This is a genomic window from Clostridium sp. 'White wine YQ', from assembly GCF_028728205.1.
In the GTDB taxonomy this organism is placed as follows: domain Bacteria; phylum Bacillota; class Clostridia; order Clostridiales; family Clostridiaceae; genus Clostridium_T.
Window position 1 is genome coordinate 149826 of record NZ_JAQYUU010000005.1, and the last position, 22569, is coordinate 172394.

21 protein-coding genes are annotated in these 22569 nt (G+C 42.2%); all 21 read right to left on the reverse strand.

Annotated features, from left to right (window positions below):
- Nucleotides 1–15 precede the first annotated feature (15 nt).
- The gene (locus PTZ02_RS14915) at nt 16–963 is read right to left on the reverse strand and encodes a glycosyltransferase family 2 protein (protein WP_274228596.1); all 948 of its coding nucleotides are present in this window, start codon (nt 961–963) and stop codon (nt 16–18) included.
- Between the two features lie 756 nt (nt 964–1719).
- Nucleotides 1720–2214 carry a Csac_0668 family 2Fe-2S cluster-binding (seleno)protein gene (locus PTZ02_RS14920; protein ID WP_443112627.1) on the reverse strand — a complete coding sequence of 165 codons (495 nt, stop codon included), beginning with the start codon at nt 2212–2214 and terminating at the stop codon, nt 1720–1722.
- Between the two features lie 6 nt (nt 2215–2220).
- The gene (locus tag PTZ02_RS14925) at nt 2221–3060 is read right to left on the reverse strand and encodes a hypothetical protein (protein ID WP_274228598.1); all 840 of its coding nucleotides are present in this window, start codon (nt 3058–3060) and stop codon (nt 2221–2223) included.
- A 31-nt stretch (nt 3061–3091) separates the two neighbouring features.
- Nucleotides 3092–3439: a hypothetical protein gene (locus PTZ02_RS14930; RefSeq protein WP_274228599.1), complete on the reverse strand. Its 348-nt coding sequence runs from the start codon at nt 3437–3439 to the stop codon at nt 3092–3094.
- A gap of 18 nt (nt 3440–3457) precedes the next feature.
- Nucleotides 3458–4465, reverse strand: coding sequence for a hypothetical protein (locus PTZ02_RS14935; protein WP_274228600.1), 1008 nt, complete (start codon nt 4463–4465; stop codon nt 3458–3460).
- Nucleotides 4462–6087, reverse strand: coding sequence for a PD-(D/E)XK nuclease family protein (locus PTZ02_RS14940; protein ID WP_274228601.1), 1626 nt, complete (start codon nt 6085–6087; stop codon nt 4462–4464). Before PTZ02_RS14940 ends, PTZ02_RS14935 begins: the two co-directional genes overlap by 4 nt.
- A gap of 13 nt (nt 6088–6100) precedes the next feature.
- Entirely contained in the window at nt 6101–6511 is a 411-nt protein-coding gene (locus PTZ02_RS14945; RefSeq protein WP_274228602.1) for a DUF6508 domain-containing protein, read from the reverse strand.
- The gene (locus tag PTZ02_RS14950) at nt 6504–7187 is read right to left on the reverse strand and encodes a hypothetical protein (protein ID WP_274228603.1); all 684 of its coding nucleotides are present in this window, start codon (nt 7185–7187) and stop codon (nt 6504–6506) included. The genes PTZ02_RS14945 and PTZ02_RS14950 overlap by 8 nt, the downstream gene beginning before the upstream one ends.
- 15 nt (nt 7188–7202) lie before the next feature.
- Nucleotides 7203–7427 carry a helix-turn-helix domain-containing protein gene (locus PTZ02_RS14955; protein WP_163190774.1) on the reverse strand — a complete coding sequence of 75 codons (225 nt, stop codon included), beginning with the start codon at nt 7425–7427 and terminating at the stop codon, nt 7203–7205.
- A 137-nt stretch (nt 7428–7564) separates the two neighbouring features.
- Nucleotides 7565–9139 (reverse strand): recombinase family protein, encoded by a 1575-nt coding sequence (locus tag PTZ02_RS14960; protein WP_274228604.1) that lies wholly within the window; start codon nt 9137–9139, stop codon nt 7565–7567.
- Nucleotides 9136–9552 carry a recombinase gene (locus tag PTZ02_RS14965; protein WP_274228605.1) on the reverse strand — a complete coding sequence of 139 codons (417 nt, stop codon included), beginning with the start codon at nt 9550–9552 and terminating at the stop codon, nt 9136–9138. Before PTZ02_RS14965 ends, PTZ02_RS14960 begins: the two co-directional genes overlap by 4 nt.
- Before the next feature lie 4 nt (nt 9553–9556).
- The gene (locus PTZ02_RS14970) at nt 9557–11116 is read right to left on the reverse strand and encodes a recombinase family protein (protein ID WP_274228606.1); all 1560 of its coding nucleotides are present in this window, start codon (nt 11114–11116) and stop codon (nt 9557–9559) included.
- A gap of 62 nt (nt 11117–11178) precedes the next feature.
- On the reverse strand, nt 11179–11394 hold the full coding sequence (locus PTZ02_RS14975) for an SHOCT domain-containing protein (protein ID WP_274228607.1): 216 nt from the start codon (nt 11392–11394) through the stop codon (nt 11179–11181).
- Between the two features lie 142 nt (nt 11395–11536).
- The gene (locus tag PTZ02_RS14980) at nt 11537–12274 is read right to left on the reverse strand and encodes an N-acetylmuramoyl-L-alanine amidase (RefSeq protein ID WP_274228608.1); all 738 of its coding nucleotides are present in this window, start codon (nt 12272–12274) and stop codon (nt 11537–11539) included.
- Between the two features lie 16 nt (nt 12275–12290).
- On the reverse strand, nt 12291–13661 hold the full coding sequence (locus tag PTZ02_RS14985) for a hypothetical protein (RefSeq protein WP_274228609.1): 1371 nt from the start codon (nt 13659–13661) through the stop codon (nt 12291–12293).
- Complete coding sequence (locus PTZ02_RS14990; protein ID WP_274228610.1) at nt 13658–14098, reverse strand: phage holin family protein; 441 nt, start codon at nt 14096–14098, stop codon at nt 13658–13660. Before PTZ02_RS14990 ends, PTZ02_RS14985 begins: the two co-directional genes overlap by 4 nt.
- 80 nt (nt 14099–14178) lie before the next feature.
- Nucleotides 14179–16650, reverse strand: coding sequence for a hypothetical protein (locus PTZ02_RS14995; RefSeq protein WP_274228611.1), 2472 nt, complete (start codon nt 16648–16650; stop codon nt 14179–14181).
- 11 nt (nt 16651–16661) lie between these two features.
- Nucleotides 16662–17165 (reverse strand): hypothetical protein, encoded by a 504-nt coding sequence (locus PTZ02_RS15000; RefSeq protein ID WP_274228612.1) that lies wholly within the window; start codon nt 17163–17165, stop codon nt 16662–16664.
- Nucleotides 17166–17183: 18 nt separating this feature from the next.
- Nucleotides 17184–19100 carry a siphovirus ReqiPepy6 Gp37-like family protein gene (locus PTZ02_RS15005; RefSeq protein ID WP_274228613.1) on the reverse strand — a complete coding sequence of 639 codons (1917 nt, stop codon included), beginning with the start codon at nt 19098–19100 and terminating at the stop codon, nt 17184–17186.
- A 2-nt stretch (nt 19101–19102) separates the two neighbouring features.
- A complete protein-coding gene (locus PTZ02_RS15010; RefSeq protein ID WP_274228614.1) occupies nt 19103–19954 on the reverse strand; it encodes a phage tail family protein in 852 nt (283 codons plus the stop codon).
- Between the two features lie 13 nt (nt 19955–19967).
- Entirely contained in the window at nt 19968–22388 is a 2421-nt protein-coding gene (locus PTZ02_RS15015; RefSeq protein WP_274228615.1) for a phage tail protein, read from the reverse strand.
- Nucleotides 22389–22569 lie beyond the last annotated feature (181 nt).

The following is a 22569-nucleotide window of genomic DNA, read 5'->3' on the forward strand; positions in this document are numbered from 1 at the left end:
TTCTTCTGATTCATCCTATCTATTATTTTTTTCTTTTTCCCCGTTAAACTCATTTACAAAATATAAAGGTCTTTGTTTTGTCTCATTAAATATACGTCCGATGTATTCACCTATTATGCCCATGCATATTAACTGAACACCTCCCAAAAACAACAATACAACCATCATTGAAGGATATCCCTGAACCTTCTCTCCAAATATTAATGTTTTAGCTATTATAAAAACAATATACATAAATGAAAGAATAGAAACGATTATTCCAAAACAACTTGATAATCTTAGGGGGGCTATAGTAAAGGATGTAATCCCTTCTATTGCCAGGTCAATGAGCTTAGCGTAATTCCATTTTGTATTTCCAGCTGCTCTTGGATCCCTGTCAAATAATATTTCTTTCTTGTTATATCCGATCCAGCTGAACATTCCTTTTGTATATCTCTGCGCTTCTCTGAACTTTTTAAGGGCTTCAATACAACGCCTGTCTAAAAGCCTAAAATCTCCTGTATCCTTCTGTATTGGGATTCTGGTTAATTTCTGCAGAACATCATAAAAAGCCTTTGATGTCCACTTCTTCATCCATGATTCTCCTTCACGGCTTTTTCTTTTGGCAAATACGTCATCATACCCATTCTCCCAGTAACTTATCATTTCAGGAATAAGTTCTGGTGGATCCTGTAAATCAGCATCTATTATTATTACCGCATCTCCATTACAATAATCCAATCCAGCTATCATTGCAATTTCCTTGCCGAAATTTCTGGATAAGTCAACGTATGACACTCTTTTATCCTCTTGTCTTAACTGTTGAATTATGCTTAACGTTGCATCTTTACTTCCATCATTAACAAACAGCATTTCAAATTCATAATTTGAAATTGAATCAATAACTTGAGAAACTCTTTTATATAACTGTCCAAGTACCTCCTGCTCATTATAAGCAGGTATTAATACCGTTATTTTTTTCATTTTATTTTGCACCCCGTTTTTATATTTAGGCTATGTTAAAGAACCACCTTATTTTGAAACTACTGAAAATGCTAATTTTCATGGATTATTTTCAGTTTAATAATTTTAAGTCATAGAAATCACACCATTACAATAATGAGTAGTTGTAGATTCCAACACTATTCTTAAACATCACCTATATTTAATGTCTTGAGTTTGTAGTAATTATCCTTTGTTCTAAAGTATTCAACAAATTTCTTACTAACAGTAATCATAAGATAACCATTTATCATTTTATCACATTTTTCTCCAACTTACTATAAATGGGAGTAGTAAAAGTAATCTACTGTTTTTTGCATGTTTAGCACTAAAACTAGTGATACCTGTATTGGATAACATAAGTAGCTACACCTTCATTTTACCCTCCATTTAGAGGTTTAATCACATCCATGAGATTTTAAGATATACTAATACTTATAATATTTCTCTTCAAAATAAAAATAAGGGTTTCTGAATCATACGCACCCCATCACACAACTGTCAGAGTTACCTTCAATCTCAGAAATCCTTTATTTATAAGAGTTTTGATTCTCTTTTATTTATTTCTTCTCTATCAATGCCACACACTCAACGTGGGCCGAGACACTCCAACTAATGTCTTAAGTCAAATTTTTGTACCATACGTGCGTGGGAACAGGTCAACCGATTTTAAGCGTTTTAGAGGTATGTGGAAATATATCAACGGTTTATCTTTTCGTGGAAACATATCAACTCAAATCATTTCATGGTTAAGCCCTTATCAATGGCTTCCTGTATAATCTTATGGCAACATAACCCCAGTGGATTGTTTTCTTTACAATTAGAATCTTTCATAGCCCCTGTTATAGCATTCACTTCTTTTACTGTTTTTGCACCGTGTTTAATTACAGCCTCAATTACTTGTTCCTCCGTAACTTTACTACAATAGCATGCATACTTAGGATTTGCATCTTTTTTAAACCAGATAGGAACTCTAACTTGATCTTTTAGAAATTTGATTCCATTATCCACGTTATAGTAGACAACATTACAATCTTCATTCATGCAAATCTTATACTGGTCTCCCTCAACGGTATTGCGATAATTGTCTGAAACTAAGTGTTCTACGGTCACCTTGCTAACGGAAACTCCTTCATTACTGCATGCTGGACAATTATCCTTAGTTTGTTCTATTTTTTGTGTATTGTACCCACAGCAACATTCATTGTCAATCTTCATATTCTTAACCTCCATCTTTCATTATAAAGTCTTTTTTAAACCAGGCAACACAGCCTCTAAATACTCCTGCCAATAATCATTATCGCCTTCCATGTCATGTATCCAATAGTACATAAATAAAATCTCAAATTCCTGCTTTCTGCCTTTTGTGAAGGATTTTTTGGGCATCTTTCTATACAGAGAATCCAGATTGAAAAGATTACTTTTTTGCCGGTAATCATAATCATACTTTCTCCATGTATACTGGCTCTTTTTTCTATGAGTTGAAGGCCAAATATCCTCATTATCATAAAAACTGTTTATCCAATCGTAAGCAAAAGCAAGAAGATTAACCTGATGTTTTGCCCAGGTTTTATCAACCCAATCAGTTATTTCTTCTGATATTGATGGTATTCCGAAATTAAACCTTTGCTCGCTTTCTACCCTATGATAGTCTTTTATAAGAAGAAAAAGCATCTCTGTCTGATCCTTAAGAAACGGTAACCTTTTAATGAGCTGTGAATAGCAATCATATGAAGCATTTCTAAATTCACTATCAGCATTATAAAGAAAGAAAAACTCATTCTCTTTTATAATCTTTCCAACGTATTTATGTATTTGCTTCCCATATTCATTATAAATACCAACCGCCCATTCCCTAACTTCAGGTTCATACTCTCTAAGCTGCTTATGATACTTCTCCAGCTTTTCATTATGTAGGACAGTTTTTTCATCAGCTTCTGTAGTATTCAGATAGTTATTAAAGTACTCAAATACATAATCAACACAAATTTTCATGTTTTGAGTACGTGCATCAAGGTCAAACTCATTGAGCTTATCTTCTTTTTTCCTTCGGGCTATGTATTCCTCAATTGTAAGCATATGAATACCTCAAACTCTTTCTCTTCCTCCACTATTTATTAGCTTTATTAATAGCGTCAAACAATTTAGCTGGTGATAATTTACTTAGCTCTCTGTTGTCAGCCAATGCACGTTTAGCTTTATTGTGTACAAACACATCAGCGTCATGTTCTTCAAAGCCTTTTTCAAGAATCAGGTATTGATACAATTCTCTACAAGGGAACAACATGAACTTTTCATTACGAAACGCATTAGTTGCTTCCTCTCTATCTGCATCACATACCTTCATCAATACTCGCAGAATTTCTTCGTCCTTAACTTTTGCTTCATACAAAGCAGCAGTTACAAGTTTTATTTCATTGCCTCTTGCTCGGCGTTCTTCCAATGAACCCAAATACATATCCGTTCCCTCCAATAATTAACCCCATGTCTTAGTCTTAAGAAGTTCAGCAATTCCTTCAGTTTCGGGTAATTGCTCTGTCTCCAGAACTTGTGTCAAATCAAACACCCTCGTACCCATAGGCGCTCTAGGTGTTATCTTCTTAAAGTCTGTCTCGTAAAATTTATCAACAAAGAAATATCTTTCACCGGTCATCACATATCCATAGTTCTTTCCATCTTCTATTGCCTTGCATATTTGTTGCTTCCTATCGTCAGTAAGTTCTCCAAGTTCAGCTTTATACTCAATACCGGCTTCCGTAGTGACTGCTGTAATAATTGCTTTAATTTTCCCAATGGCCCTTACGCTTTTTTCTTTATACAGCCCAAGATAATCGTGTGCGCTAAAGCCACGTTCAATATTGTCATAGTAAAGATTTTCACTAACATTAAAATTAAATGTGGTACCTGCCAGTTGCACTCTCATGCGCTTCCATGAATCCGAAACAATGATGAGCTTATCGTTATAGCAGTAATTTAGATAATCGTCCAAAACCTCCTGCATTTCATAATCTCTGTCATCAATAACATCACGTATTGCATCAACAATCCGTTCGAATACAGTATTAACGTGCATTACCGGATACGTCTGTGTGGCGTTGTATTCCTTCAGATGCTCTTCGAATTCTTTCTTCTTTTCTGGATTCATCAACTCCGGTGCTAAAGTAATCATCACCTTATATTTTTCATCACCGAAAGACTTCAAATGGCGCAGCAGCTGATCTGTATAGAACCAATCAGACATTTTAGTCTCAACAACAATTTTAAAGCTCTCCTGTGTGATAGTAGCATCCGGAATACTCTCCACACTTTTTTCCTGAAGATTGAAAACAATCTCTGGTTCAAAGGCGTCAGAAAAGAACTCGGATTTCAAAAACCGAAAGAATTTATCAGAAGAATATTGATATAAACGAGATAACAACAGCATTGTATTAGCTGTAGCTACATTTTCTTTCTCATGGTATCTTTGGAAATAATGTATCTTCATAATTGTTGGCCCCCATACCCCTTTTTCGCATTGCAAATAGTATTTTGAAATCTTCTTTGCATTTCTTCCTCTAAATCATTATCGTAGTCCTTGGTGTGCTTATACATTGCATTAATGAAATCATCAAAGTAAAACACCCCATCATACAGGCTTCTGTTTTCAACAAAGAAATTATAGATTTCTCTGTAATAAACAATAGTATATTTTTCACCGAACGAAAACTTACTTAGGTCAATGCGATTGTAATTAGGTGAAAAAATAAAGCAGCTCGCTGTTTTATTGCGATACTCATCATCAGATGTAACAAATTGATAGTATTTTTTTAGCTGTGACTGTACTTGGTCACTGTAGATATCATGTCGGTCATCAATACCGTTGATGCTCGATTTGATTTTATTTTCTATTACAATGGCATTATTTCTGTCAGAAATAAGTAGGTCAATGTTTCTCTTTTCTCTCTCAATAGTAAAATCTGTTTGTACCTCTATATGTAGAACCTCTCTTGCAAAACGAGAAAAAGCTTCTCTGTTTATATCAAAAAAGTAAGCAAACATATTTGAAAAAGCGAGTTCATTGTCTTCCTGCCTGATTATTTTTAGGAAATTAAAATACGGATCTTTTTGAAGTTCCGGCAATTCAGAAATTGCTTGTGTAGTATTTGCATCTTCCCACAACTCTCTGTTCTCAATTATCTGATTCAAATCAGCGAAAGAATCCGGCTTTTCATTTTCGTTGTAGAATTCCCTTAATGTTTGTTTGCCAAATCCTTTATTAGTTCGGACGAAAAAAGTGTTGTCACCACTTACAGATGCATCGTCTGTAATATATATCTGATTTTTGGGCTTGATAACCTTATCTGCAACAAAGGTAGTATAAGCATTCTTTTCTTCTTGAAGACTGCCGTGATATGAGTTTTCATTAAATAAATCTACAAGACTAATACCGCCATAGGTCAATCCTAATGCAACTTGTCCTTTATATCTCTCTTCTCGTGGGAGTTTGCTGTCTGCAAAATCAAGAATCGTAACACCCTCTGCCTTGGCTAATACTTTATATGTTTTCGAGGCAAATTTTCGTACCAACAAAACAGTTATTCTATTTTCTCCATGAGATAATTCTATTGTTCCTTGTGAATTGAGATAAATATAGTTTTTTCCATCATCTGCCTTATAGAGATTTATGATTTCATGACCTATATTATCGCCCTCTGACAAATATGCTCCAACATACATTTTATTAATTATTATTTCACGGCTCGTCTGTGTTGGGTTTACTTTTACTGTGGTTTTTCGTTTATATTCAACCGGAACAATGGTTTCATCCGACGATAGAAACAAGCGGAACCTTCTTAGATGAGACAAGTAACCACTAACAAGTGAATTGACATTACCGGTCGAGTTCTCAGAAAGAGCTTTTATCAATGCATTCTTTGCTTCAGTCTCAAAATCATTAGCGTTCACCGCATTCCAGAACAGATCTTTGCTTCCTTTCCTCCAAAGGTAGAAGGTGTCCACATAAGCAGTATTGATTGTTGCTGTTGAAATGTTCTGGCTATGCAGGAAGTTCTTATATAAAGCACGCAGTTCATCATACGGTAGAGCTTTCATTTTGTTAATATCCAAAGTCAAACCTCCTTTACTCAATACTGTTTAATCTTTCAAGCCACTTCAATATGCAGCCACTCTTGAAGAAATCTAATAATGCACCATCGCAAAAACGCTCAGCTCTTACTGCACCCATAATCAGTACAAGAACACACTGTGCGTTCAAGTTTGAAACATCAGCATTTTCCATAGATTCTGAATCCCATTCAAGTCCGTTATCTTTGAGAATTTCTCCATAACGGGTAAGTTCCATATCTTTATTGCTTTCTTCAAAGGCATAAACATCATCGATAAAGTTATGTACCATTTCGGAATAATCTACAAAAGGCATCTGTATCGGATGTTCCGGTGTTCCATCGTTTTCTTTATCAACAACCCATTCTCCGATGCCATCCGCCTGGATTATAGGTATGTATTTTGTCAAAATATCAAATTTACTCATCCTCGTCGTCCTCCTCAGTAACATCAATACCAAATAACATCTGCAACTTATCGAAGTTATACGGGTATGAGTTATCGCCATCAAATCTTACCGGTTTATGGCCATCGCTATATTCAAATTCCAACTCCCACTGTGTACCATCACACACCGTGTATCCGAAGCGCTTAGTTGAATATCTTCTGCGCCATTCACCGATGTGAAACTCCCTAAGTGCGGCTATAAAAGTGTCCTTTGTAAATGGCTCCTCGTTATCACCATCCAACAATGAGAGTGGTTCTTCATCCTCCCATAATTTTGTATAGGCTTCCAATCCATCTGATAGTACTACAACATAACTACGGTAGCCACCAAAGAAACCGCCAATGCTAAAGGTAATCTTGCAGACGGCATCCATATTGGCATCAAAGTCAGCAACCTTTTCTTCTGACTTTGATAAGGTATAAGCTCCACCAGCTTCAGCATAGGCTTGCTTGGCTCTTTCCAAATATTCACGAGTCCAGTGAAGGCGTGTATCTTCACTCGGATGCATAATAGGTTTTACGCCATAGTCGGGGCTTTCCATTGTATTTTTAAGACGACCTATTTCTTGCTTAAGCCCACGTATAACGGTCATAATCTGTTCTTTATTTTTTCCTTTAAGATGCTCTTCATAGTATCCTTCTGGGCTAATCATCATGTTAGGCCGCCTCCTTTACTCATTTCCTGTCTTTATTTCATTGCCATCGGGCAGAATGAAAGTCTGCTCAAACTTAACATTCATCACATCTGCTATAGCCTTAAGTTCTTCTAATGTAATAGTCTCACGCTTTAGCTTCTTCCCGAAGTTCTGTGGGGACTGGCCTAACCGCCTAGCTAATTCGGAAACGCTCATGTTCATTTGTTCACAAAGCTGTCGTATCATGTCCGAAGTTTTCATTATAATTCCTCCAAACCTCAATAGGAACATTGTAAACCATTTGGTTTCAATTTACAATATTTACACATTAATTGTTTTATAAACAACGAAACCCGCAACTCTGACACAAGAGCTGCGGGTGATTTAGCATTGCTTAGTTATTCGTCAATTTGGATTTCAATTCCGGACTTAAATTCAACTATGATGTGGTCGTCGTAAACCGTTATCTTTTCCAGGAGAGTCCTCACATAATCTTCTTCATAATCAATCAGCTCACAAGGCAGGTCGTTAAGAAAACGCATCAACTCATCAATTCGCTTTTTCAGATCCTGTTGGGATGCCTGCTCATTTTGAAGGGCCTGCTTCTCATCTCGCAGCCTTCTAATCTCCATACCAAGCTCATCACCGGTATTCTTTGAATTAACGGTTGCCATTAGCTCCTGCTGCATTGACTTCATTTGTTCATCAATTGCTGCAATCTGATTTGAGGTGACTTCCTCAAGGCTACTCTCGATATTTTCTCGCAAAAGTGGCAGGATTGCTTCCTTTTCACGGAACGCTTCGTTTATAGCCTTGATAACTACCTCCTGAAGCAATTTCTCGTGAACAGTTCTTGCCGGGCAATCAGGGCCATCTTTTTCAACCCTGCTGACACAGCGCCAAACGGTGGACTTACACCCGCGATTGTTCCATTTAATTCTGCGGAAGATATCGCCACAGTATGCGCAGAAAACTATTCCAGATAAAGCGTAACGGCCACTATAGATTCGTTTGCGCTTTGTGGTGCCTTTAGTAAGATTTGCGCGTCGTGCGATTTCCTCCTGTACCTTTAGGAAGATATCCTTTGGAATAATAGCTTCATGGCTGTCCTCTACATAATATTTAGGAACCTGACCCTTATTAGCTTCACGCTTCTTTTCAAGAATATCCACCGTATAAGTCTTCTGGAGCAAAGCGTCTCCGATATACTTCTCGTTTGTAAGTATCTGCTTTATATTACTTTCATGCCATTTTTCATTACCAGCACCGTTTAGAATTCCGTCAGCTTCAAGAGACCTTTTTATCTGTAAGAAGCTCTTACCGGAAAGGTACTCTCTATAAATGCGCTTCACGACTTCGGCTTGCTCTGGATCAATGATGAGGTGACCATCTGCATCTTTGGTATATCCAAGGAACCAGTTGTGATTGACCTGAACTTTTCCTTGTTGGTATCGGAACTGCAAGCCCAGACGAACGTTGGCCGACAATGACTCACTTTCTTGCTGTGCAAGCGAAGCCATAATTGTCATTAGCACTTCACCCTTGGCATCGAGCGTATTGATATTTTCTTTTTCAAAGTAGACGCCAATGTTCTTATTTTTAAGGGCTCTAGTATAATTCAGACAATCCACCGTATTCCTTGCAAACCGGCTGATGGACTTGGTAATAACCATATCTATCTTGCCATCGTTGCAGTCATTAATCATGCGCTGGAACTCATCGCGCTTCTTCGTATTCATTCCTGAGATGCCATCATCTGCATAAATTCCGGCCAGTACCCAGTCCGGATGACTTTCAATGTATGAGGTATAATGCTGGATCTGGGCTTCATAGCTGGTTTCTTGTTCATCGCTGTCAGTACTGACACGACAGTATGCTGCGACTCTGGTTTTCTGCTTTTTGTCGGTTGCTTTCTGTGTCCCGATGGTTTTCTTTGCTGGAATAACAGTTACATTACTCGCTAAGGAGATCATACCTCCACCTCACTATCTATCAAGCTGTAGATGTACTCCGCCTGCTTAAATGGGTCAATGAATATCTTTCCTGCTTTCGGCATAGTAAATTTTGTCGCTGGCTTGCATTCCTCTACCGGCTTATCCGCAAATACTCTACCAAGCCTTCTTTGACGTTTGATTCGTTCTGCTTCAGCTCTATCAAAAGTCTCCTGATCGATGATCGCAGGATAGTACTTATCACCAAGGTAGCGTTTATTTTGTAGTATTTTCTTTACACCTGGATGGAAAAGCGTAAGCCCAGCTGCTTCAGCCGCAGCGACATAAGCGAGTCCAGAAAGGTAACCTTTGTAAATCATCCTAATCTGCTCGGCTTGAGCTTCATCTATAACAGCTTTGCCTTTCTCAATTTTGTATCCGTATGGAATTGGCATAGTCTCACAACCTTTCTCTTAGCGTTAATCCACACTTTAATACGAAACCTATTTCATATCTTTTGAACACGATAATGTAATCCACATGCTCCTCAAATGCATCCGCATCAAATTCAGTAAAAATCTTTGCGCTGTTGACATACTTAATGAGTTTATTCAAAGCTTCAACATGCTCGTACTCATGATTCACCGAAGCATATAGGGCTTCTTTTTCATCACTTAAATTTTTAGCTTCAGCAAGAAGACCTGAATTCTGATCGTTAAAAACGGCTGGCTCTAAATATTCCTTCGTAAATAAATTCATGAGCTGCTGCCTTTTGTTGAAATTAGCCTCAAGAGCCGCTTCCAACTTATTAATTCGGGCGATTGCTGCTTCCTGGTTAATGGCTTTAAGACTTGCAATAAGCGGCTGCAACAATACCTTCTTAGTAAATGCTAACTTATTGATCATATTCAAAAAAGCCACTTCAAAACTTTTTTCGCGTATAAACTGCATGCTACATTGGTCTTTTTTCTTAAGATGTGTGTTACAAGCATAAGCGTAATATTTTACTTTCGATTCGCTATGAGTTCTCCTTTTCCATGTGGCACCACATTCTCCACAAACAATTTTTCCAGAAAAGGGATAGCGGTTTTGATACTTTGCATCGCCTTGCTTGATTTTCATGTCTTTGGAGCGCTGGTCAATCATGGCCTGCGCCGCTTCAAAATCCTCAACACTGATTATCGCTTCGTGGTGCTCAGTAACGTAGTACTGTGCCTTCTCACCATTATTGATATGCCTAACGAAAGTCTCATCGGTAAATGTTTTTTGAAAAAGCACATCACCTTTGTACTTTTCATTTCGAAGAATTGCATTTACTGTGCCCGGAGTCCATTCTCTTTTTCGCCTGGTTGGGATTCCTTTATCATTAAGATCCCTAGCGATTACATGACCACCTTTACCAGCTAAACATTCTGCAAAAATGTACCTTACTACATCAACCTCATCTTCATTGATCACCATCAAGCCATCTTCGTTTTTGTACCCGTAAGGCGGAGAGGCAACAATGTATGTTCCGTTTTGAAATCTCTTCTCAATGGACCATTTTTCATTCTCCGAAAGGGAAATAGACTCACTTTCCGCTAAGCTGCTAAAAATCGTGAGCAGCAACTCATTCTCCATATCGCCGGTGTTGATATTTTCTTTCTCAAAGTAAATGAACACTTTTAGCTTTATAAGCTTTCTAACCGCTTCAAGGCACTCTGTTGTATTTCTTGCAAAGCGGCTGATGGATTTGATAATAATAAAGTCAATCTTACCGGCTTCACAATCATCAAGCATTTTGATAAGCCCATCACGCTTGGCCATGCTTGTACCTGATATACCTTCATCATAGTAAAGCCCGACATACTCCCAGTCTGGATTGCTCTTAATGCAGGTCTCATAGTGACTTCTTTGAGCATCCAAACTGACGAGTTGTTCGCGGCTATCTGTTGAAACACGAGCATAGGCAGCAACACGCAGTTTTTTAGGTGCTTTCTGCAGTTTCTCGTTTGCTTCAATCTTTGTTATCCGTTTCATTGTCTCAACCTCCTTTCTCACAGTACTATACATCACTCTAAATGCCTTATTTATCAAGTCTTTTAGACCATAATCTCCGCTAAAAACGGAGAGAAAGTTTCGCGGTTTTTGGCCATGATCTTGTCAAATTCACTCTGGCTAATAAGACCCTTTTCTAAGAGCTTTTTTGTAAGTTTTTCTGCCACCAAATAATCGTGCTCATTTTTAAGTGAAGCCTCTGTAGGCTTTTCTGCTTCATACTTTATGGATTCAACGGCTTCTAATTTTGTTAATTTCATTTTCTCGACCTCTTTCCGAGGGAACATATCAATCAACACCCTCTAACAGTCCCAGGACAGAAATCAGCCGAATGAACGAAAAAAAAGCCTGCAAAAATTCCAATTAAGGAACTCTTGCAGGCTTTTATACTTCTAACGCTATTTATTTTGGAATTTTCAATTTCTGACCGATAATGATGACATTGCTTTTAAGTCCATTCAGCGTCACAATGTCCTTATAGCGGGAGCCGTCACCGAGATACTTTTTAGCAATCGCCCAGAGTGAATCTCCCTTGACTACGGTGTAGACGGTGTATGGCGTTGGATCATCCGAAGCGGGCGTACTGAGCAAAGCTTTCACCTCTGCCCGGAACATATCCATATTTTTTCTGTGCTTCGAAAACCAGTGCATCACATCGGCATGATTGCTGGCAATGCCCAGTTTATAACCTTCACTATGGCAGAGTATGTTTTCTTCGGTTAAGCCATAGAGTTTGCAAAGATATACACATAGTTCAACGGCCTCCCGGTACACCTTATTGAAATAGGTGCTGTCCGAAAGACCGTCCTCGCAAATCTCGAATCCTACATGTGTGTTGTTTGCATTTCCTCCGGCGTGCCAGCCTCGATGGTTCCACGGCAAAGTCTGATATGTGGCGATTGTTCCATCTGCCAGCTTACCGATGAAGGCATGAACGCAAACCTGACGGCCGCCGGGCTTTTCTTGATTCCAATGATTGTTGTATTGGTTCTTTCCGAGTAAGCCGTCATCCGGGCCGACATAGCGCTTCAGCCATGGGTTATCTGCCCCGGTAGAGTGTACCATGATGCCCTTGGGAATTATTGTTTTGCCTGCTTTGAAGCAGGCATTATTGGTAAGTATTAACTTGCGTAAATTCATTAAAATCACCTCTAATTCAAATGTTTATTGTTGCAAGACTGACAGGGTATAGGTGGTAGGTAAACTTCAAATCGCAGAAAGCACTCGCCGATGTGCCATCACTTCCCATACTGATATACAGCCCATATCCAGAAGGCACTCGGCTTTGACGCATTTGAATATGAATATGCAACCCAGCGTTTGAACTATCAGCACCGATAGGCGTGCTGCGTGAGATTCTGGTAAAGTTCACTTCATCATTTGAGATATATAAGTCTAGTTCTTTTTCACTTGTATCCGATTGACGGCAAAGGGTAACCAAATGACAATCATAAGCCGTCGGATAAAGCAATCCGCCCTGTCCACCTATAACCACACTACCAATGGGCAATAATGTGTGCAAAGGTCCTCGGATACTATTAATACCGCCCGCGCCGGTAGCATTACCGCTCAAGACATATCTCAAATAGCTTGCTCTGGTGAATGCGTTGATAGTAGCTGTTGCAGTAGAGGTAAGGGTCAATGGTGTCGTAGCATTTTCTGTTCTTTCCAATAAGAATAGACTCTCACCAGAAGGAATGGTAACATCACCAATGGAGAAAATTTGACTCGTCCAATAGGCTGTGCAAGCCGGGTTTGATGATGTTCCTGACCCATAAGCAATGTTCGCTACATCTTGGATACCCCTTATAGCTTCGGCAAGTTTCTTGACGGTATTGCGGAGGGTGCCCTGGATTAACACTTGCACATTGTTTGCAGCAGGGCTACCTAAAGCCGTAACAAAGGTATATGTTACCGTGCCGATTACTACGTTGTTGCCATTCGTGATGCCATTAAATGTGATGGCCGCTCTTCGGCTTATCATATCCGGTGCTGTGGCAGTTTCTATCGGATGCGAATGGTTCAGGAGAACCCCAGTCCGCATATACAGATTGTCGCGCGTATCTTCGACCAAGTCGTGTGTAGTGTTTAACAGATTATAAGTGAGATTTAGCAGATTATTTATCTCATCAATATCCAGTTCAGCTAAGGCAGAAAGCACTTGATTAAGCCATTCCTGTGCTGGCGGCTCGGGTGGTTCAGCGATACCGTCTGCAAGTGCCTCCTCGACGATGGTCAGTATCCGAACGCTTTTTCCAACCACATCGCCATAAGTAGCCCTTATCTCCAGCTGACCGACACCGACCAGCAGTGTATCCGTTGCGCTGGGCGACCATGTAAGGACTCCATCTGCATAGGTAGTGATCACAGGATATGCAATACCATCGGGTCTTTTATATATAGCATTTAGGGCAGCTCCGGGGTAGGTGCCCTCCAACAAACTGGAAACGTCAAACTCAAGGTGGCGAAAGTAGTGTTCCCCTCGTCTACCGATGAACACTGTTGCTGCTTTAGTTAAATCAATCATATTCCATCACCTGACTTAGGGGGCTCATCATCACGCCCATGTAGCTGTTTTAGAACCTCCTTGAGTTTTTCAGGTATTGGTAGCCCAATATGTCCGGCATTCTCTAAAATAGATACACCCTCATTGCTCAAGTAGAAGAAGATTACTGCTGTCCGAAGGACACCACCATTGTCCCCAGCACTACCCAGTATCTGCGTATCAAGGATATGCGCTACACCCACCAATGTAAAAATAAGCACCTTTTTGAAGATGCCTATCGCGCCGATTTCACTGGACAGCTTTTTATCTACAATGGCACAGAGCACTCCGGTCACATAATCTATGGCGACAAATGCTATGAGCGCATAAAGGAACCCGTCCATCCCACCGAGAAAACACCCGAGAAAAGCACCGACAGCCATAAAAGCTAGTTGTATCCAATTCCAAATCTCTTTCATTTGAAATACCTCCGTTTCATGAATTTGTGTATAGAAAAACGCTCCCGCATATTACGAGAGCGCTATTGGTTGTATTGTGTCTAAAGCTCCAAGATCAGGTCTTGAATCTGTTGCATCACATCCGCTTTTGGTCGCCCAGTTCCAATGGGCAGCCATGTTATGGGCGGGATATCAAAAGTAGACGAGGAATCAAAGCTGTTCACTATTGTAATAACCGACTCGATGGCTTTTCTAAGCTCTGTGATGTGGAAAGGCCAGTTTTTGATGGTGCTCTTTCCAGCAACAATCTCCTCACTCCAAGTCACCTGAGACAGATTGTAATAGCTACGTACTGTATTTACAGCAGTTCGGAGCATCTGGATATGAATTGCCTTTACATGTGTTTCGTTCGCAGTGATCGTCTCAAATGGCGGTGGCAATACAGTAAAAGTGCGTACAACCTCCGGACTTGACGACTCAATATCACTATCACTGCAGCGGACGGTCACAGTATGGTTGCCTGCGGCCAGCGCTACGGATTGATACACAGTTTTTGCTCCATTGCCCAGATAGCCGCTTACGGAAAACATCTCAGGGTTATCTACGCTGTTAATCCAAATACCCGCGTCGATTTTTACTTCTACAATCTGCGTCTGACCGTCCGGCTCAATACCCGTTGTTATCATGAAACGCGGGGCGGTATTGTAACTGGAGCTGCCAGATACGGGACATATGATTGCTGGGGGAGTCGGGGGACTGTTTTTCTTTACTGTGCCGCTGACTACATAGGCAGAAACTGCATCCAATGTATCGGTTACGCTGATACGGTAGCGGGTATACATTCCAGCTATCTGAGAAGCGTTCGCTATATATGTCCCAGAGGTTGTACTTGTAACGACGATTGTCAGAGCCTCATATGCCGACCAGTTAATCCCGTCCGTTGAAGTTGAACGCTGAATGACATACTGTTTGATAGCACTGGTTCCGGGTATCGTTCCGCTCCACGTAAGAGTTACGGTGCTGGATTCATAAATGGCAGGAGCGGCGGTAAAGGAAGTCGGTGGCGTAGGTAGTGTATTTCTGCGGACTGTGTTGCTGGAAATAGTCCAATCTGAGTAGAAACTCTCACCAGCTGCGCCACGTGTTCTTACCCTGAATCGGCGATAATTCCCGCGTGTAGTCGGTGGACTTACGATTACACTGCCGCTTGTCGCTGAAGTGAACACCGTAGTCAGTGCTGTCCAGGCTCCCCATGTGCTGTTATCTGTCGAATCACTATATTGTATCTCATAGGATGTGATGGCATTTCCCGCACCACCGGATGCTCCGCTCCATGAAAGGGTTACGTTTCCTTCGGCCAACGTTGCACTTACTGAGCAAGCGGTCGTCGCTACACAAGCAGTGATATCGCAATAGATGCTGTTACTGACAACCTCTGAAGAATACACATCAAGAGTATCTATCGTCCAGATGCCGAATTGAGTATATGTTCCTGGAATTCTTGATACATTTGGGTTGTAACTACCGCCACTGGCCGACAAAGTCAGCGTGGTAAGGACGTTCCATGAACTCCATGTACTGTTATCCGTTGATGTCCTACTTGCAATCTGATATCCCTTGATAGCACTGGTTCCACCGGAAGCTCCGCTCCATGTCAGCGTAATGGTTTCGTCGCTATAGTTTGAGGGAGAAGCGACTGCAGTGGTTGCCGGACTTGGTACCGTATTTCTACGGACGGAATTCGTCGAAACCTTCCAGCCCGAATAATAGCTTGCTCCTGCAGTACCACGTGTTCGCACCTGAAACCTACGATAATTACCTCGCGTCGAAGGCGGCGCAACAGAAGCGCTGCCGCTAGTAGCAGTTGTGGTTACCGTGGTCAGTGCTGTCCATGCTCCCCATGTGATATTGTCGGAGGAATCGCTGTATTGTATCTCATAGGAGGATATTGAGTTATTTATACCGCCCGATGCACCACTCCACGATAGTGTGACATTACCTTCTGAGAGGGTCGCGTTAACTGAGCAGGAAGTAGGTGCGCTGCAAGCGGTTGTCCGACTTGCCCAATTGATAGTTAGAACGATCTGGCTCAGGTCATCCCTTGCGCCAAAGCCCATGTAATTCAAGGTGCTTGAGCCTGCATCCATGAATAGGCAGTTGCTGGCACCACTACCGATGGAATCTATTAGCGCGGTAGAAATGGCGATATCCTTTGCGCCTTGTCCGGCTGAAACGGTGTAGTTATACCCTGAGGTAACCTTCGTGGGCCTGCTCCCGGACACACTGGTGCTGGAACTGGGTGCTGGCATGCCAGAAGCATTTCCTGCATACAGCGTCATGGTTCTGGCGGAGCCCCAGTCACCCGCAGCTATTCTGACAAGGTGAATGCTGGCCGATGTTGGATAATAGTTTGCGTAAGTATTCCGGATGCTGGCAAGGTCAAACAGCATAGCGCCCACGTTCTCATAATTGTTAGCATCAGGATAAACCCCTTGCCGAACATAATCTGTTACACCTGCGATCCAGCTACCATTACGCCATGTACACGCATTAGTTGCCTGATAAGTTGCCATATAAATTCACCTCACTCATATACCGCCGAAACCAGCGAATTCACCAACCCACAAAGGTCGGTATTCAGACGGGTGTCAGTAATGTTGTTTGCGACTATTGATGTAGCGGCTGTAGGTACAAGCACATCTGCGATACCAAGTTCGTAGACGTCGCTGGTTCTTGTCAGCGCAGGGGCCACAGGCGTTGCAGCGGGAGTACCAGTAACAACGGCAAGTTGAATGCTACGGCTGATCTGACTTAAACGGACTACAATCCGGTCAATGCGGAGATTGCTTCCGTTTGCAGTTGTCAGTGGTATATTTAAGACATCTGTATTCTCATAACGGTATCCGTTAATCCATGCGCTTCCTGCAGCCACATTCACAGCCAAGCCAATTGCTGGCGACACCTGTAGATTTGTTGCTGCCATATAAAAAACACCGTTGGAGACGAGGCTTCCGAAATATGCCGCAAAGTCCGTTGCATCGTAGACTCTGTCTCCATCCGATGAGTTGAAAAATCCGCTTTTCTCCATACACTATTTTCCTCCTTATTAAACAGTTTTCGTATACTCTATAACCACATAACCTGTATATGTTGTCCGGTCATTGCCGGGTTCGACAACGACATTGGTTGTATCCATATACAGACCGATTTGCGAGGCGAAGTTGTTGTAACGAGCAAGTGGCAGCGGTAAGAATACGGTTCCGTTTGTCGCAAAGCCTGTTAAACTGACAACAGTGCTGAGGTTTGATATGCCATGAGCTACGCTTTTCGGTGTCGTATTAGTAAGTGACCCAAGATTCACGTGCTTTCGATAAATCGTCTTACCATCAATCCATAAACGCCCTGTGTTTTGTTCTGTCGTAGAGTAGTCAGTAAACGCAGATGAAATTTTAGAAGCGGTAATTGTACGATCTGCGATCTTTACGCCAGTGACTGCGCCGTTTGCAAGCCTAGTCGTAGTTATTGGTTCATTATTGATGTTGAGCCAGTTCGCCTGCCCTGATAGGTTATTGAATACGAAAACAGAAATTACATAAAACGTCATAGTGTCCCTACTGATAAAGAAACCCATTGCTCGCTGATAGCCATAGCCCGTGTTATCCCCATTATGCTTTGTTAAAAATACGTGTCCATTTTCACTTGGCTGGTCGCTGAATTTGTTACCACTATACGAGGTGAAATACAAGGTATCTCCCGGTACCATGTTGTATAAGGCATACTGACCCACCGATATGGTACCCGCACCTACAAATATTTCGAGTGCAGGAAGTTTCCCAAACAGGTTGTTGAAGGTATCCGCGACGTCATCACCCTGAATTTTCGGGTCCACCTGCGTCAAGTCACCCAGTGTTCCTTCCACGACGCTTAGGGCTTCGGCAACTTCTGATATGCCGGTAGGGGCCAATAGTGCTGTTTTAACCTCGCTCATGTCGGATCGGACTTTCTGCGCTATAGTTAGCTCAGCCTTTCCAAACACTACGCTGATACTCTGCCCGTCCGCGTCATATGTTTCTTCAATCTCGGTGATTCGCGTAGTCATAGATACGCCCCATGCCTTGGATATGACTTTGACGGTCTGCCCAAGGTCGAAGTCTATCTTGTAGGTCAAGTTGCTATGCGGATTGACCGATGTGTCGAACGTATATCGTATTGCCTGCTCATTCAGCTTACTCTGACCTCGAAAAGTCAGAGTATTGACGTAATCTGTTCCAAAGTCCTCAGCCCGTAAGTCTTTGGCATCCACGAAGATTTCGCGGCGAGTCTCCCCAGAACCGCTTGTGATGGCAACAAATGTACGGTCTGCGCCTTCACCCTCACCACCGATGAGTGCAGTATTAGCGTAATCCGCTACACTCTCTGTATATATCTGTTCAGTCAGATTCTCGTACTCCTTAGAGAATACCGCCTGAGAGTTGGCTCCGTTATACAGCGTCACTGTAAAAATACCTGTAGCAGGAGTGAACACAGTCTTAATGCCAATATCCGAAGCAACGCAAAGTTCCGTTACTGAATCCATCAGATTCCGATATGATATCTGGGTACTAACAGGAATACCAAAGTTAGGAGACGAGAAGGATATTCCAGTAATCTGCCGGGTTGCATCCGTAGGGTTGATGAGATTATTATTTATCAGCTGCAGGGCACAGTCAGAAAGATCTCCGGAAAGTATCTCTGTTTGCCACAAAATACGACGGGCGAGGAAGGAGGTAGCAAAGCGGCCGCTCGCAGTGATAATTTCATGCTCGGATTGAGACAATTCCAGATGCTCAATAATTCCAGCTTCCTCATCATCGTTCTTCCAAATGATGTTCCCTTCTTTTAAGAGCGCGGTGTTCTCCTGCGTTGCAATGGCTTTTAGCTCAAATGAACCACACTGAGAGTAACGCCGTGTCCAACGCAGGTACTCAAAAGACTCCACAATACCCGTAAGCTCCCGGTTTGGATTGTAGATATATAGTTGCATATTCACACCCCCAGAAACTGCGGACGATAGTAAATGCTAACTTCCAGCAGTTCCATATTGGCTGAAGCATCGTAGCGCAAAGTGTTAATGCCTGCTGCAAGCTGGAAAAATACCGAATTAGTGTCCAGCAGGGAGAAAGCATTTGTTACCACAGAGCCGTTGATGCTGACTACTCGCTTACCAGCGAAATGGGTATATACACGAAGTTCATCTCCGGTATTCATTGTAGTGAGAAGGCGGATGTATTCCCCGGTATCAATATTTAATAGTTCTGGATTTGTTACAGTTCCCAGCGCCTGGAATACGATCTCGCATCCACACGAAACATCACCGATGTTGTCCACGGTGATGATCTGGCTTGGCTGGCGCATTCCAAACTCCATGCCGCTCTCAGGTATTTCCAGTTCAAACTCGAATAAAGGTATCCAAGATGCCAGTTCCTCACGTACTTCATCCAGCGTCTCGAAGAAAGGAGACGGGCAAAGCAGACTGACAAAAAAGTTGGGTATCCGCTGCCTGGTGGAAACGGTAAAACCCGCTTCTTCTACAACGCAGGCAATTTGCCGTTCACGATAGATGAGTGTTCCATTCAGCTTAGGGCTAAATATCTGAAGGAAACGCTGTCGTCGCGTAAAGGCCTCGTCAGGTGTATCTGCTAAGACCGTACCCTCCAGTATGATGTTTCGCATATCCAGTGTAGAGGAAATATAAAAAGCACCGTCCTGATCCGGTGCCTTGAAGGTATTAACGGTCTGACGTATGTTGCCTGTGCCTTCTATCTTGGTAAGGAAATACGGGCGGCTTTGTTTGAGCGTAATACTTCTGCCATCAGCATTAATATAAGTAAGTTCCACAGTCAGACCTCCTTTATAATTCAAGAGCCAGCTTACGGGAGAGGTTTTTGAACTCCCGTGCCAGTTCTTTTTCAGATAGAGCCCTTGGTGTCACCACCGAGAGATTTTGCGTGATGCTTGTGCCGGTAGCACTGCCTTGTCCTGACAAACCTCTATAATTCAAATCGAAGTTTGTAGGTACCGCATTTTGCATATCCCTTGAAACTGCTGTCATTGCATCCTCAAAGCCCACACCGATGCCTTCGCCCATATTGCGGCCAATCCCAGCAAATAGAGTTGAAGGGGAGTTGATACCGAAGAAGTTCTTAATCTTCGATACCACATTACCGAAAAATCCTGAAATCTTATTCCATAGCCAAGCACCTGCGTCTGAAATACCATTCCACAACCCTTTAATCAAATTGCCACCCACTTGGGCCATTGAGCTTATATAACCGGTAAAGGCTCTAACCAGCCCTGAGATGATCTGTGGAACTGCCTTAACAACCTCCACAATTATCCTTGGCAGGTTTGCAATCAATGCCACAAACAGCTGAACACCAGCCAGAATGATCTTATCGATATTACCTACAATGGCATTTACCAGTGAGGTTATGATCTTTGGAATTGCGGCTACAACAGTAGTAATAATCTGAGGAAGTGCCTGAATTAGCGATATCAAAAGCCGGATGCCTACATCAATAATCATGGGAATCGACCCAATAACTGCATTAATAATACTGTCGATGATTTGCGGAATTGCTTCCACAACTGCCGTAATGATGGTAGGCAATGCTGTCACCAGTGAAGTCAGCAATTGAATACCCGCATCGATAATCTCTGGAATGGATTCAATCAGAAAATCCACCAGTGCTTCGATGATGGCAGGCAAGGCAGAAACAAGCTGAGGTATCGCGTCCACCAATCCCTGCGCTAATCCTATAATCAACTGCAAAGCCGCATCCAACAGCATTGGCAGGTTCTCAATCAAACCTTGAACAATCTTTGTGACTGCCGAAACTGCTGCGGGTATGAGCTTAGGTAAAGCAATGCCAATACCCTCCACAAGCGCGGTAACCAGTTCTATTGCTGCATTTATGAGCAATGGAAGATTATCAATCAGCGCTCCAACAATTGTCATTAGAGCACTAACCGCCGCCGGGATAAGTTCAGGTAAAAGGTTCAAAATAGCCTCCAGAAGCTGCTTGAATATATTTGTCACTAATTCAAGAAGCATTGGAAGCAAGTCTGCCACCGCTGCTAAAATTGCGCCCGTCGCTGTCGGTAGTGCTGCTACTATATTCTCTAAAACCGGTACGATATTAGTGACAACTGCCTCGAAAGCATCAACAAGATTCTCGGTCAGATTTGTCATATCCGCATTAGCATTGCCAAGTCCTGCTGTAAAAGAGCCAACCGCAGCCTGTAACAACCCAATCGAACCAGAAATGGTCTGAGTCGATTCTTTTGCAAAGTTGCCAGCATACTGCTCGGTGTTCTCGAAAAACATCTGCATTGCAACTTCGGCTTTTTCTGCTTGTGTTGCGGTATTCCAGGTGAAATCCAGACCCTTTGCGAGAGCGTAGGCTTGGATGTTGGTAGCGTTCATAGCAACACCGAGGTTATCCATCATGGTAAAGTTGCCCTTTGCAGCACCTGTGACAGCCTCCATCGCAGTAGACATATCTATTCCCATAACGGATGCCATGTCTGCGGCACGTTGCATGGCTTTTTCGGTTAGTTCAAGGCTTTTCTGTTGCTGTATACCGGAACCTTGGAACAACGCACCCATTTTGTTGGCAGTAGCGAGATACTCGCTTTGGGAGACACCGAGGTTTTTATAGGCTTCTTCACCGGTTTTTTGAATCGACGCAGCGTATGCACCGAAAACCGCCTCTGAACCACCCAAGTTTTGCTCCAACTCGCCAAATTGAGTGACCACTTCTTTGCCCAACTTAATTGCGGCAGCTCCGGCGGCAACGGCAACTGTGCCCATCGCCAAACCAATGCCCTTAAGTACGCCACCAAGTTTATCAAACCTGCCACCAGCATCTTCTGCTCTTTTGCCAGAATCATCTAATTCTGCACCGAGGTTATCCGCTTCGATAGTGGACTGCGCAAGTTCACGCTCCATACCGTTGAGTTCAGCTTGCGCCTTGTTCAGCTGAATCTGCCAGTTCTGCGTGCGGCGGTCATTTTCACCAAAAGAGGAGGAGGCGTTATCAAGAGCAGCTTTAAGGGTGGAAACCTTCTCTTTCTGTGCGTCAATTTCTTTATTCAGAACCGCATTCCGAGCGGTAACCGATTGTATGGATTTATCGTTTTTATCAAACTGGCTGGTAACAAGGGTCATTTCGCTGCCGAGCACCTTAAATGACTGATTGATTTCAGAAAGAGCGTTCTTAAATTCACGCTCACCCTCAACGCCTATTTTTAAGCCAAAATTGTCCGTCATATCTTCACCTCCTCCTATATACCCGGCGGGATAATGTCATCAATTGTCCTGGTTTTCTTCGGCTTTTCAATTCCGTGCCATTGCTTGTGGCAGGTCCATAAATCAAAAAACAGTCCGATAGGCATGAGCCAGAATTCTTCTGCATCCATACTCATCTGAACTGTTCCATAATAAAGAAGCC